The organism is Treponema sp. TIM-1, from assembly GCF_046533115.1.
GTDB lineage: Bacteria > Spirochaetota > Spirochaetia > Treponematales > Breznakiellaceae > JAIRMO01.
This window is the reverse complement of sequence record NZ_JAJQRC010000017.1, coordinates 1-13,674: the sequence shown is the minus strand read 5'-3', so window position 1 is coordinate 13,674 and position 13,674 is coordinate 1. Positions and strand designations below refer to the sequence as shown.

The 13,674-nt window shown below is 47.7% G+C and carries 13 protein-coding genes; 1 reads left to right on the top strand and 12 read right to left on the bottom strand.

Features of this window, described 5'->3' with window-relative positions; translation table 11 throughout:
- Positions 1-32 precede the first annotated feature (32 nt).
- The 10 genes from LQZ21_RS08350 to LQZ21_RS08305 all read right to left on the bottom strand — a co-directional run bounded on the left by LQZ21_RS08350 (position 33) and on the right by LQZ21_RS08305 (position 10,450).
- Positions 33-362 (bottom strand): MFS transporter, encoded by a 330-nt coding sequence (locus LQZ21_RS08350; RefSeq protein WP_411043826.1) that lies wholly within the window; start codon positions 360-362, stop codon positions 33-35.
- Between the two features lie 26 nt (positions 363-388).
- Positions 389-1,171 carry an SDR family NAD(P)-dependent oxidoreductase gene (locus LQZ21_RS08345; protein ID WP_411043825.1) on the bottom strand — a complete coding sequence of 261 codons (783 nt, stop codon included), beginning with the start codon at positions 1,169-1,171 and terminating at the stop codon, positions 389-391.
- Between the two features lie 40 nt (positions 1,172-1,211).
- Positions 1,212-2,567: a hypothetical protein gene (locus tag LQZ21_RS08340; RefSeq protein ID WP_411043824.1), complete on the bottom strand. Its 1,356-nt coding sequence runs from the start codon at positions 2,565-2,567 to the stop codon at positions 1,212-1,214.
- A gap of 54 nt (positions 2,568-2,621) precedes the next feature.
- The gene (locus LQZ21_RS08335; protein ID WP_411043823.1) at positions 2,622-3,869 is read right to left on the bottom strand and encodes a lipase family protein; all 1,248 of its coding nucleotides are present in this window, start codon (positions 3,867-3,869) and stop codon (positions 2,622-2,624) included.
- Position 3,870: 1 nt separating this feature from the next.
- On the bottom strand, positions 3,871-4,842 hold the full coding sequence (locus tag LQZ21_RS08330) for an ABC transporter ATP-binding protein (RefSeq protein ID WP_411043822.1): 972 nt from the start codon (positions 4,840-4,842) through the stop codon (positions 3,871-3,873).
- The gene (locus LQZ21_RS08325) at positions 4,835-5,878 is read right to left on the bottom strand and encodes an ABC transporter ATP-binding protein (RefSeq protein ID WP_411043821.1); all 1,044 of its coding nucleotides are present in this window, start codon (positions 5,876-5,878) and stop codon (positions 4,835-4,837) included. Before LQZ21_RS08325 ends, LQZ21_RS08330 begins: the two co-directional genes overlap by 8 nt.
- 13 nt (positions 5,879-5,891) lie before the next feature.
- Positions 5,892-6,788 carry an ABC transporter permease gene (locus LQZ21_RS08320; RefSeq protein ID WP_411043820.1) on the bottom strand — a complete coding sequence of 299 codons (897 nt, stop codon included), beginning with the start codon at positions 6,786-6,788 and terminating at the stop codon, positions 5,892-5,894.
- Complete coding sequence (locus tag LQZ21_RS08315) at positions 6,781-7,794, bottom strand: ABC transporter permease (protein ID WP_411043819.1); 1,014 nt, start codon at positions 7,792-7,794, stop codon at positions 6,781-6,783. The genes LQZ21_RS08320 and LQZ21_RS08315 overlap by 8 nt, the downstream gene beginning before the upstream one ends.
- A gap of 26 nt (positions 7,795-7,820) precedes the next feature.
- The gene (locus LQZ21_RS08310; protein ID WP_411043818.1) at positions 7,821-9,446 is read right to left on the bottom strand and encodes an ABC transporter substrate-binding protein; all 1,626 of its coding nucleotides are present in this window, start codon (positions 9,444-9,446) and stop codon (positions 7,821-7,823) included.
- A 158-nt stretch (positions 9,447-9,604) separates the two neighbouring features.
- The gene (locus LQZ21_RS08305) at positions 9,605-10,450 is read right to left on the bottom strand and encodes a DAPG hydrolase family protein (protein ID WP_411043817.1); all 846 of its coding nucleotides are present in this window, start codon (positions 10,448-10,450) and stop codon (positions 9,605-9,607) included.
- Positions 10,451-10,651: 201 nt separating this feature from the next.
- Here LQZ21_RS08305 and LQZ21_RS08300 point away from each other — a divergent pair, with 201 nt between their 5' ends.
- A complete protein-coding gene (locus LQZ21_RS08300; RefSeq protein WP_411043816.1) occupies positions 10,652-12,334 on the top strand; it encodes an RNA repair transcriptional activator RtcR family protein in 1,683 nt (560 codons plus the stop codon).
- 46 nt (positions 12,335-12,380) lie between these two features.
- On the opposite strand, the gene LQZ21_RS08295 is transcribed toward LQZ21_RS08300, so the two are convergent.
- Together LQZ21_RS08295 and LQZ21_RS08290 are read right to left on the bottom strand one after the other, a co-directional pair.
- Complete coding sequence (locus tag LQZ21_RS08295) at positions 12,381-12,575, bottom strand: hypothetical protein (protein ID WP_411043815.1); 195 nt, start codon at positions 12,573-12,575, stop codon at positions 12,381-12,383.
- A gap of 5 nt (positions 12,576-12,580) precedes the next feature.
- A complete protein-coding gene (locus LQZ21_RS08290; RefSeq protein ID WP_411043814.1) occupies positions 12,581-13,084 on the bottom strand; it encodes a hypothetical protein in 504 nt (167 codons plus the stop codon).
- Positions 13,085-13,674 lie beyond the last annotated feature (590 nt).

Here is a 13,674-nt window from a genome sequence, read left to right as displayed (position 1 = left end):
CGTTATAAACCTTTTTTTGGGCATTATTCTCTTTAAACCGATTCTTCCCGCTTTTCCGTAGCGGCGGCCATCAATAAAAACGCAAGCGCCAATATATATCTTCGGTTAAATGTATCAATCGCCGGTGCTGACATCAGTTTAAATACCAAAGCAGTTATGGCGTAGGAGCTTGCAACTATGCCAATCACCGCGGACGGTGCATTCAGGGAATCCGCATATAACGGCAAAATGCTGTTTGACATCGCCTGGCCCAGATATAGTAGCATATTTGCGATAAAAATACTGATAAACGTTAAATTCCATATTTTTACAGGTTTCAATTCATGTTCTGTGGCCGCCGCCGAATGAACCGGGGTACTCATTGTAACTCCTTTTTTTCAGGTTTCCGTTATCCGGTAATAAGGCCGCCATTAACATCAATGATGGCGCCATTAACAAACGAAGATTCTTCACTGGCCAGGAAGCATACTGCTCCGGCCACATCTTCGGGAACGCCTAGACGTCCCAGGGGCGTTCTGGACAGAACAGAAGTTCTTTTTTCTTCGGTCATGACATCATATTCTGGAACATCCTGTTCTATGGGACCGATAACTACGCTGTTTACCGTAATGCCCTTTGGTCCCAGTTCTTTTGCCATTGCGGAAGTCAATGAAAGCAAGCCTCCCCGGGCAGCTGCAAAGGACGGACAAAAATCATAACCTCCGTTTCTGCCTTCGCAGGTGGTCAGATTAATTACCCTCGGCGCTTTACTTTTTTTGAGATACGGAAGAGCCAGTTTAGTATTAAAAAATGCTCCTTCCAGAACTTCCATGGAATGATACCAGAAGGTCTTGTCCGTTTCTTCCATGTTTTTGCGCTCGTGGCCCATTGATCCGTTAACCACAACATCTATCGAACCGAATTTATCACAAATCCATTTCAGAACATCTAGCTGAGTTATACCTTCGGCATAAGTCCCTTTATTATGCGGCGCTTCGGGATTTTGTGCAAATCCGATTATATGGTCTTTACATTCATTGCCAAGTTTTGCAACCGCTCCCTGGGCTTTTGCGTGGGTTCCGCTCATAATACCGACATTCATGCCGAATTTAACTGCTAACCGGATAATCGCCAGTCCGTTATTACCAGCGCCTCCGGTAATAATCATAGTTCTGCCTTTTAATGTAAACATTTTGTGCCTCCTGATAAAAACCAAACCAAGTATCAAGATTTTAATTTTTTCTTTGATTAAACAGCCATTCTTTTATACCCGGCAGATCATAACCCAGGCGCCATGTATTTCTATGGCTTCCTCTTAACGGATTTCCATTTAGATCCATGCTGCCTGTCCCAGTTTTTATTTTCAAATAATAGATATTGGAATTCTGAGCAAGCATGTCACTTATTTCCCTGCCCTGAAGTTCAGGACTGGCAATGCCGTCAATCTTGCCGCGTACTACGTTTGTTCCAATACGTTCCCAGGCATCCGCGGCGGCATCCATCCACTTTGTTGCCATGGCATCATCTTCTGAATTCAAAATGAAGAGCTTGGCATCTTTAAGCGCCATTAATTGTTCCGTTCCCCATTGTCCGGCAATACAGTAAGCGGCGGCAAACAGATCCGGATCTTGTATCATCATAATCATTGAACACATACATCCCATTGATTGTCCCGTAGAATACAAACGGTTGGAATCAATTGGGTATTTGGTTGCAAGGTTTTTTACCAAATTTGTCGTTCCGCCCACAATGTTTTCCCAATATTCCCAGTAATCGTTTATGAATCTATCCTCAAATATCATGGTTACAACAAAACATGGATGTTCGGATTGCCACTCTTCCGAAGCCCAAATAATACCGCCGTTCCCCTGGAGCAATACAGTTTCCCAATCTTTGCTTGTAGCTCCCGCATCGGGCATGAAAAGCACAAGCGGATATTTAATGGAGGTATCGCCCTCTACATAACCCTTTGGCTTGAAAAGATTATAATGAAGGACAGTTTTCCATTTAGGATCGGTATAGAAATGATTATCCTCAAATTCCTCGCGGATTAAATATTTCTTCGAGCTATTACCCATAATTCCGCTGTTTGGCCTGGTTAAAATAGGCGATTCACTCTTTGGGAATATGGTCCCGTCGACAGCCCTGATGTCATCTAGTTGTCTAACTACCGCGTCATCCTTTGCAATGTAGTCGATTGCCCTGCCGTCCGTTGCCAGGGCATCCTCAAGAAGAGGGTGTTGAATCTCCAAATCCAGGACAATATAGCGGCCGGGTTTGTTTTCTGTTGTCTTGGCGACTTTTGAGTTGGTATGAACCGCAATAATTTTCCTGCCTTTTACCTCGAAATCTTCTATGTCGGCGCTTTCCGGGTTAATTTCCTTTTCATATTCACAAACAACATTGGTAACTTTTTGTCCGTCACCGAAGATTTCACTTATGGTGAAAACTGCCTTAATGCCCGCCTGGTCGCTGTAGATTGGGGATACAACAGCGGATTCCGACCTTCCCGAGGCCGCCGCCGGGAAAGATGAAATAACAAAAATGCCAGACAGAATTAAAAATACCTTCCTTGCAAACTTACACATGCTAGACTCCTTCATAAATGATAACCGTCAAAGACGGCTGTTGTCTTTGACAACCTATATAAAACGCCCGTTTTGACTGATCCATGTATCAACGTAATCAAAGGTTATCTTTTGGGTGTCCCCTGATTTTTCATAACGCATGGATGGAGTAAAAAGGTGGCTTGCCCCTTCAACAAAGACCAGCGTTTTGTCCCCGGATTCGGCGATTTCATAAATGGTCTCAGACGCCAGGTATTCCCAACTGCCCGTCATCCCCATAATTAACAGCGGTACCGTAACTCCCCTGATATTTCCCGGAGGGCAATTCCAAGCCGATGACCAGTCTATGCCATACACTGAATCTTCGTTGTACCCATAGTCTTCCGTTGTCCTGACTGCGTATGAATTAAGATAATTCAATACCGTGGTAATAAGCGCTCCTCTGTGATACGAACCGGTCAATGATTCGTTATTCTCAGGCTTCCGTACCGAACGGATAATTTCCGTGGAAACACCGCCGTCAACCTTTAACAGAGGCCAGGCCTTTTTTGTATGCGACATTAATCTCGTATCCTGGGCATAGAGTTTGTTATTTAAGAATCCTTGTTCAGCCCCAGGAACAATAAATGGTTCATCATCGGTAAATTTCCCTTTCCCGCTTTTTATTACTTCAAGCCGTTCTAAAGCTTTTTTAATCAGGCGCTTATTACGCGCACCTTGCGCTTTCTGAAATTTCCTGATAAATTCACCGCTATAGAAAGAGCCTTCCGGGTTGAATCCGTTTGCGGGATTCCATAGATTCAATTCCTGATTAATATGGAGTCCGCTTTCTTCATCTATAACCGCTGGATCCAGACTGAATAAAGACATGGCGGCAATTCCGAAATTTGAATCAAGCAGCATAATGCCGTCTGCAGGAGGAAAATCGTCTTCAAAATCAGGAAAGGGAATTAATTTTTCCGGACCCTGAAATATTTTTATGCCGTTTTCGGCGATACATTGATACGCCGACATTAAGGTGCCGCCGCCGGAATGGCCCATGAGTATCACTGTTGATACCCCTGGATCGTCACGCATCCTCAAAACCGCAGTTTTTAATTCATATATCTTCTGATCAAGGCTCGCCGTTTTGTCAGAAACATTGGTACACAAAACTTTATAACCACGCTCCGCCATTTCCCGGCCCATGGGAAACACAAGATAATCCGCGTCGGAATGCATTATTATAATGGCAATACCACTTTTTTCAGAAAACACTTGGGGCTCATGGAGTACAGAATTAATGTTCTGTCCCAAGCGGATAAAGGTTTGGCGGATCTCCATATTAATTCTCCTTGCCGACGTCGGCAATTTCTTCACAGCGGCAGCAGGATACAAAATGCCCGCTGGCCAATTCTCTTAAGGCCTGGGGTCCACGGCACTGCCTTTGTACGTAAGGACAGCGTTTGGCAAAACGGCATCCCGGCTTGGGATTTATCGGCGAAGTCAGCTCACCCTGAAGGACTATTCGCTTTTTATTTTCGCAACTCTTAACTGTCGGTATAGCGGAAAGCAAAGCCTTTGTATACGGATGAAGCGGGTTTTTGAATAAATCTTTTGTGGGACTGGTTTCCACAAGCTGTCCCAGATACATCACCGAAATATTTGTTGAAATGTGCCGCACCACCGCCATATTATGGGTAATAAACATATAGGTAAGGCCGTATTTTTCCTGAAGATCCATAAGCAGATTAAGTATTTGGGCCTGAATTGAAACATCCAGGGCCGATACGGGCTCGTCGCAGACGACGAACTTGGGATTAAGCGCCAATGCCCGCCCTATGCCCACCCGTTGACGTCTGCCTCCGTCAAGTTCATGGGGAAAAGCGAGGCGTATCCTTTCGTCAATGCCGACCATTTGCATGAGGTTATCAACCTTTTCGTTAATCTCGCGCCGGTTAAAACGCTTTGACAAAACCAGTGGTTCTTTCAGGGTTTGTTCAACGGTCATACGGGGATTGAGCGACGAATAGGGATCCTGAAAAATAATCTGTGCCATTTCCCGCAGTTTCCGTAAACTTGTCCGATCCTTAAGTCCGGTTATCTCGGCGCCGTCAAACTTGATACTGCCTTCGTCACTGTCAAGTAGGCGAACGAGGATCCGGCCCAGGGTTGATTTTCCGCAGCCCGATTCACCGACCACTCCCATGGTTTCGCCCTGTTTAAGGGCCATGGTTATATCATCCACCGCATGCAGGCTGCCCCGGTGGGTTTCAAAACATTTTTTAAGATTTTTGATTTCTACAAGATTAGGCATTTTTCACCTCCAGAGGGGAACTTCGGCCTTCGGCCTCGGCGGGAGTTTCCGGTTCCTGTGCAGCATCTGCCGCTTTACAGCATCCGCAGAAATGGTTTTCGCTGATCCGGGAAAGCGGATATTTTGTGTTTTCACATTCCGGGGAAACCAGAGGACAGCGGGGGGCAAAACAGCATCCTCCGGGGAGATTTACCGGATTGGGAGGAAGACCTTCAATATTTGCCAGGCGCTTTACATCGGCGTTCATGTCGGGGATGGCGCCGAACAATCCTTTTGTATACGGATGTACCGGTTGATCGAACAGTTCCTGCTGAGTTCCGTATTCCACAATTTCTCCTGCGTAAATTACCGCCACCGTATCCGCCGCTTCGGCAACAATACCAAGGTCATGGGTTACAAGGATCATAGCGGTATTATTTTTATCTCTCAAATCAAGCATCATATCAAGAATCTGGGCCTGTATGGTAACATCAAGAGCGGTGGTCGGTTCATCCGCAAGCAACAGCTCGGGATTGCATGCCAGAGCCATGGCGATAATAACCCGCTGCTTCATTCCGCCTGAAAACTGATGGGGATATTCATTGTACCGCTCCGCCGTTATGCCTACCATTTGCAGCATTTCTATTGTCCGTCTGCGAACCTCCCCTTTTGAAAGGTCATTATGTATTCTAATCACTTCAGCTATCTGATCGCCTATCTTCATGTTCGGGTTAAGAGCAGTCATGGGATCCTGGAATACCATGGCTATCCTTGCTCCCCGTACCTTGCGCATCTCGGGTATGGATAATTGCAGCAAATCCTTCCCTTCCAGGAAAATACTACCGCCGGAAATTTTCGCCGCGTGATCCGGCAGTATTCTTAGAATAGATTTTGCAATGGTTGTTTTTCCCGCCCCTGTCTCTCCGACCAGGGCCAGGGTCTTTCCCCGTTCCAGGCTGAAAGACACGCCGTTAACCGCATGTATGACTTCTCCGGCGGATGTATATTGCACCATCAGGTCTTTGACTTCCAGGAAGACATTCTCCGTGTCTGACATTATCTTTATCTCCCTAATCCTTGAGCCTGGGATCCAGGGCGTCCCGAAGCCCGTCGCCGAACATGTTAAGTCCCAGAACAGTGGCGCCTATGGCCAGACCGGGGAATATCAAAAGGTAGGGATATCGCCTGAGATAAATCTTGGCGCCCGAAAGCATGGCGCCCCATTCGGGCGTAGGCGGCTGAATACCCAGGCCAAGGTAGCTTAATGATGCGGTCATCAGTATGGTACCTGCGACGCCCATGGTGGCCGATACAATGAGCGGAGCAAAACTGTTCGGTAAAACATACCGTAGGATCTGACGGAAGGTGCTGCACCCTATGGCGTTTGCGGCTTCCACATATTCCAAATCCCGAACTCGCAGGATTGATGCCCTCATCTGCCGGGCGTAATCAGGTATCTGGGCAATGGATAATGCCATGATAGTTTTGTCAAAACCGGTACCCAAGGCAGTGGCGATGACAATCGAAAGCAGCAGTATCGGTATTGACTGGAATATGTCCAGAAACCGCATGATGATATTGTCCGTGTCTCCGCCGAAAAAGCCCGCTATGGCGCCCACGGCAACCCCGAAAAAGAGACCCACCAGAGTAGCTATAAAACCCACAGCCAGGGAATATCGGCCGCCATAAATAATCCGCGTGAATAAATCCCGTCCCATCTCATCGGTTCCGAACCAGTGCTTAAAACTCGGCCCCTGAAACCGTTCCTGAAGGCTCAGTTTTGCGTATTCATAAGGACTGATATAGGGCGCAAAAACCGCAAGGATGGCAAGAAGTAAGAATATACCGAGCCCTATCATCGCTGATCGGTTCCGGCGCAGTCTGAGCATTGCGGCGCCGAATTCACTCTGCCTTTTTTTCGTTTTTGGGATATCAACAGCATGTACTATAGCAGCCCTGTTACGCATTTGCCCGGATCTCCTTCCTTATCCCTTGGTGTCCGTGGTATCCGCGGCGCCCGTGCCGGTGACGACGGCCACTTTGACTCATATACTGGGCTTTGATCTTAGGATCGACAAAAGCGTATATCAGATCAACCAGGAGCATAACTGCGGAGAACGTGATCGCTAGGAAAAGCACACAGCCCTGGACCACCGGGTAGTCCCGGTTGCTTATGGCGTTTACGAGGTAGGTGCCGAGCCCGGGAATTGAGAATACCGTCTCTATAACCACCGAACCGCCGAAGATGCCCGCCAGCCTGGAACCGGCAATAGCGACCACCGGTATCAGGGCGTTGGGCAGGGCATGTTTATAAATCACATCATGTTCCGACACGCCCTTGGCCCGGGCGGTGGTTATGTAATCGCTTCTGATTACTTCCAGCATGCTGGAACGGGACTGCCGGGCCAGGGCAGCCAGGCCCCCGAAGGATAGGGCAAGCCAGGGCAGGATATACCCCGTCCATTGAACAATACCCGATGCAGGCAGTATACCCAGCTTGAGGGCAAACAGGATTACCAGCATGAGGGCAAGCCAAAATTCGGGCACCGAAATACCCAATATGGCAATCAGCATACATATCCTGTCGGCCCAGCCGTTCTGATTCACCGCCGCTTTTATCCCTAAGGGAATACCTACAAGAAGTGACAGGGCTATAGAAACAAAGCCGACCAAAAAAGTTTTTGGAATCCGGTTGATGATTTCATCGGTTATTTTAATACCCGTAAGATAGGATCTGCCGAAGTCAAACCTGAGGAACACATCCCTCATGTAGCGGAGCAGTCTGGTGAGGTAGGGATCATTCAAACCCAGCTCGGCCCGTTTTACCGCCAGTTCCGCTTCTGCGGCGCCGGGACCGAGTATAAGCTGGGCCGGGTCGCCGGGAACAAAATACATTATGGTGAAGATAAATACGCAGACCCCCAATATAATGGGTATCAGCCATAGACATCTTTTCAGGATATATCGGCCCATTATTTTCCCCCGGTTCCCTTTAGCCTTTATTCATTCCACACGAATTTACAGCCCGCAGTAAACAGGCTGCCGGCCCGGTGATTCATATATTCCACAACAATATCAGTACTGACCGACTGGGACATCTGGTTAAAAAGCCCTCTGGCGTAGGCCTGGTCTTTTAGGTATTGGTGGAAGGCATTGACCGTTTCGGGACTGTAAGTTGCGATATTGTCCGCCCCGGCAATCATTTCCTGGAATTTTGGATCACGCACAGCGATAAATCCCTGCTTGCCGCCCCTGAAAGTCCTGGCGTCAAATTTATCCCGCCACTGGGTCGGGAGGGGGCCGCTCCAGCTTGTCTGATCAAACATGATATCCCACTGGGCTTCATCGTATTTGTACCCATTAAAGAGGGCGTTATCATATGTAAGGATTTCCGATTTGATTCCCACTTCCGTGAGGAAACCCTGGAGGATGAGCGCCATGGCGCCGTGCATCGGGTTTCCGCTGACCATTATCCTCACTGTCTGGCCTTGATATTTTGACTGAGCCAGACACTGTTTGGCGTAGTTAAGATCGTAATCAAAATAATTCTCCGTATCCCATTGCTTTTGATAGTCAACGATCAGGGAGTTGCCAAAAGTTTTGGCAATAACGGCCCTGCCGCCTACAACGCCGTCCACCAGGCCCTGCATATCCATGCTGTGCATAACCGCCTTGCGGAGATTGAGATCATTCGCGAAAACGCTGGACGGACTCTGGTTCAGGTACATAAACTGGGTTTCAAGGTTTTCAAATTCCCAAACCTTGAAACCCTTTGAAGAAGAACCGCCCGGAGCAAAACGTTCAGCTTCCATGGCGCTCAGGTTATACACCATATCAACAGCGCCGGTTTCGAGAGCTATGGCAAGCTGGGCGGCGTCCCTGATGATAATAAAATCGATGATATCAACATTTTGAGCCGCATAGATATTGCACAACTCCGGTTTCTGCCAGTAATTTTCGTTTTTTTCCAGTCTAAGGGAAGTTCCCTGTACCCAATTGGTAAGCTTATATGCGCCGGTGAACACCGGCTTGACACCGAATTCAGCCCCGGCATCTTCATATGCTTTCTGGGTATACAATCCGATTGCATTGGCTACCTGATCAAATATGCCTACCATGGCATCGGTAAGCTTTATGGTAAAAGTATAATCAGTGTCTTTGCTTACGCTGCTATAGAACGAAGTGGAATTGAACCCTTCCCTTTTAGCCCGTTCATAACAGAATACCGCATCATCGGCGGTGAAATGATTTCCCGCTGAATCGTAAATGTAATCGAAAATCTCAACATGCCAGGTAAGGTTGTCGCTTTCCACAGTCCAGCTTTTTGCGATCTGGGATATCAGCTTACCGCCGACACGTTCAACAAGACATTCTCTGAGCATATACATTGTCATATCAAGACCAAAAATACCCCCGAAAGCCGCCGGGTCAAAAGTCCCGGGATCATCGCCCAGAGCAACGGTCACAAAGGTCTTGCCGTCCGCCGTCAGGTGCTTTGAATAGTCAATCCTGCCCGATTCCACAGCCCCACTTTGCGCCGCAGAAGCCGCTTCTTTCTTGTTGCATCCTGTGAACAGGACTGCCGCAAAAATCAACAGTGTTACTGCTAAAAGTAACTTTTTCATCGTATCCTCCATACCATGTAAAAAATAAAAAAACTATCTCTTCAGCTTTGAATACATTCAAAGCGGGATTCCCCCTAGCAGTTTGTTGCGCTGAAGCAGCCCCGACAATCGGGATTTCTTGCATAAATATACAAAACATCCACAAGTGCAACAGGCTGCTAGTCCGCATCTATAGGCTGGTCTTTGTACTCCGCATACAAGTCAGGCAGGAAGGTGTTAAGATGCTCCCATTCAATGAGCGTGTGTATCACTACTTTTTTAAGATACTCCAGGCTGCACTTTGTCTTTTCGTCCCTCACCAGTTTGCCATTTACAGGCCGCCAGCCTATCCATTCCCTGCTTCTGGTTTCAACACCGCCGGAAGGGCAGGGGCGGGAATAGGCCAGACAGAGGTGTGTTCCAGGTTCATCAAAGGTCTCAAAAGACCCTTTGCCGGTTACGGAGCAGCCTGCGGCCTTTAATTCGTCCAGACGCTCTTTGGTCAACCCGTATTCCATTAAGTCAAACTGATGCCGTATGGTGTCGTACTTCCGGTCGCCTTCGCCGAGATCCAGGCTTTCGGTAGTATGTATGCCCAGAGAACCGTCGATCCAGTTTATATAATAATGATCAAAATGATCCGCAGGGTTCCAGATTTTGTACCGGAGGTTTCCATGGCCGGGTATCATTCCTTTTGAACGGAGGTTCCTCCAGTTCCGGTACCACCTTTCCATTTCGTCTGTGATATGGGACGGACGTACCCGGTAGGTTGCAACATAGCCAGAGCCGTCTTCAAACATACAGTACCCCAATTCCACCTTGTCATAACCAGTGGGCTTTAGGAGGTCAAGAAAATTTTCAGGCCTTATGGCATCTGCCGGGTCCATGGGGTTTTCTTCGTTGATAATCTGCATTTCCTCCTCTTCGGGATAATGCATCGGATAGTTATAGTAATACTTGGCCAGGGGCATTGCCTTTTCTTCGGGATAAAGTTCCTGCCTTTTGGTCACTATCATTTCATTCATATAAATTTCCTCTCTAAAATCGCTGCCTATATACTAGCAAAAATCGTGCCAAGTTATGGAAAATTGAATGCGAATTTTATAATTTGTTATAATATAAGGAATTAACAAAAATTGAAAAAAATCAAATTTTAATAAATTCTAATATAATATAATGTTATTTATAATTAATTATAGTATAATATAATTCAATTAAGAGGTTTTATGATGAACAAACACAAAAAAATCATTGTTTTCGGATTTTTGGGCTTTGACCGTGACACCGGACGGGGTGGCGTAGATCGCTGGCGTTCCAGTATCTCCATGTTTGAACACCCCGAGTTCCCAATTGACGTCTTTCATGTAATATGCCCTTCAGTTTCTCCGGAATTTGATGCCTCCCGCCTGGTAAACGAAGTATTATATGATATAGCCTGGTTGTCGCCGACTACAGACCTCAAATCCCACATCGTTGACTTTAAAACCCCCTGGGATTTCAAAGAAGTGTACGGAAAAATCTTCAATTTTTGTGAAAACTTTACCTTCGAGCCCGAAACGGAAGATTACTTTTTCCATATCTCCGTGGGGACCCATGTACAACAAATCTGTGTATACCTGCTTACCGAATCGCGGCGCTTCCCCGGAAAGATCCTCCAAACCTATGACTTTGATCCATACCGCAAAAATAAACGGCCCGGGTATGTGATTCTGGATCCCCACGAAGTGCCGGTTTCTATACGGGAGCGGAAAAAAAGGGAAGAACAAAACAGCATAGTTATTCTGAAATCCGGCTTTACAAGCGTCAATGATACCTACAATGGCATCATTGAGGATATCCGCCAGGCGGCGGAAAATTCCCGGGAGACCATATTGCTCTTGGGCGAAACGGGAACCGGGAAATCCGTCGAAGCCCGCAGAATTTATGAAGTGAAAAAAAATGAGTACCATGTCCGCGGGAAGTTCATAGAAATTAACTGCGCCACCATCTCCGGCTCTCTGGCAGTCGCCACGCTCTTCGGGTATAAAAAGGGCGACTATTCCGGGGCGGTGCATGATCAGGCTGGCCTTTTGCAGCAGGCCGACGGGGGTATGCTCTTTCTTGATGAAATAGGAGAACTGTCTTTGGAAGTCCAGGCCATGTTGCTTCAGGCCATTGAGACCCGGTGTTTTAAAATATTCGGCATTCACGAGGAAATCAAAGTTGATTTTCAGATGGTCTGCGGCACCAACCGCAACTTGGACCGGGAGGTTTCCCTGCGGCACTTTCGGGAGGATCTGTTGGCCAGGATAAAATTCTGGAGTTTTACCCTGCCCCCGCTCCGCAAACGCCTTGACGATATACCTGCTCTGGTAGATTTTTTTATTGATGAATGGTCACTGGAAAACAACAACCTCAATATTACGTTTGAAAACAACGCCCTGAAAAGCTGGCTCGAATTTGCAGCTACCCCCGAGGCGCTTTGGGCAGGGAATCTCCGGGAACTGAATCATTCGGTAAAAAAAATGTGTTACTACGCACACTCCGGCGATGATGTCATTACCGCTGATATTGTGCAAAAAGAGATACATGAACTGCGGCGCTCCTGGAGAACTCGGGCAGGCAGGAACAAGCCGCCGAACCCGGGAGGAGTTCCACCCCTGCATGAAACGGAAACGCTCATCCCAAAGACGTTGCTGCTTCATCTTCATGCGGCGGACAGATTGGCGCTAGAAAAAATAATAAAAATATGCCGCCGTGGCGGATCATTACGCGATGCCGGGTACAGACTTTTTGCAGTTCCTTCGGATACAAAAGAGAAAAATTATTCTGATCTGGCACGGAAGTTTCTCGACAGTTGCTGCGTCAAATTTCCGGGCAGCCGTTTTGCCCTGGAACCGGGCAAAGGGTTGGTGTGGAAAACCCCCTAATATATCACCCTGCTCCTGGGAGGCCGGTGTCCCGCTGTTCCCGGATTCAGTGCTTACAGCGTGTCCGGGGAATCCAGCATAGCCGGAAGTCGCATGGAGGTTTCCAGGTATCCCAGCCTGCGTTTTTTACATTGATGTCCAAAAGGGCAATCCCCGCATCCTCTTCCACCCGGAATCCCCTGATAGATATGGGATCATGTTTGGAGAGCCCCGCTTCGTCGGCGATGGAACCCCGGACCACTTGCTTTACCAGATAGGAGGGAGAAAGGGTCTTCCCAACGGTAGGGGCCAGGATAAGGCCGAAGATGGGGCCACCATTCGTTCCCGGTTGTCCTTCTTTGCGAGGGGAACATCCGGCCGGGGGACGGTCATGATGATCCGCCGTTCATTGTCGGAGGTTTGCAGGGCGACCAATTCTCCGGGCCGGCCGGAGAAGAGCGCGTCCTGCAGGGCAGGGATCAACGCGCCTTGGGGCGCGCTGATTTCCATATTATTGATAGTCTTGATATAGCTCCCCTCTTTAACCTGCTGCTCCGCCGCAGGGGTCACGGGCGCCACATAGACGATTTCCGCCCCCGAAAGGGTTTCACTCACCATAAGGCCCAGCCAGGGACGCTGCACCTTTCCCCCCGCGATCATCGTCGGCAGGGCCACCGCCAGACGTTCCGCGGGAACAGCGAAGTTAAGGCCCGGATACTGTTCTATACCGGCAAAGACGATCCCTACCAGCCGCCCCTCCATATCGACCATTGGCCCCCGGGTGTGAACATCCGCTCAAAAGCAGACCCAGGCTTAGTGATGCGGTGCATACCGGCAACATACCGGGGAAACCGTGTTTTCGTAAAACCGTCTTCATGGTAATAGACCTCCGTGAGAAAGATATAGGGAAACCCCGGCCGGGCTCCGTCCCGGTAGAATTGTTGAGAAAAACGATAATGAATTAGGGAAGATAAGTATTATGCGAGAGCAAAATGTCGAATTTACTATCCCGATACGGTATTATTTTTTTCATAATTAGAGTCTGTTATTATAAACAAACGCCCCTGTCTTTGTGTCAACACACCGCATCACGTCACCAGCAATTCTCAGTTTAGAAATTTTTCATGTTGAAAATAACGATTTTATCGGTTTCATCTTAATTGTTGCCGTCTTTTTAATGCAGAGAATGAATTTCTGAAAACTCAAAATTTTCCTATTTTGAGTGGGTTTTGGTTAATACTTCGCGTACTTTTCATAGTTTCCAGAGACCTGGACTTTACCCCGTTAGGTAGACACCATTAAGCGACTCTCCCTGAGTTAACCATATCAGGCGCCATATAGTCAAGTGCCGAATGAAGCCG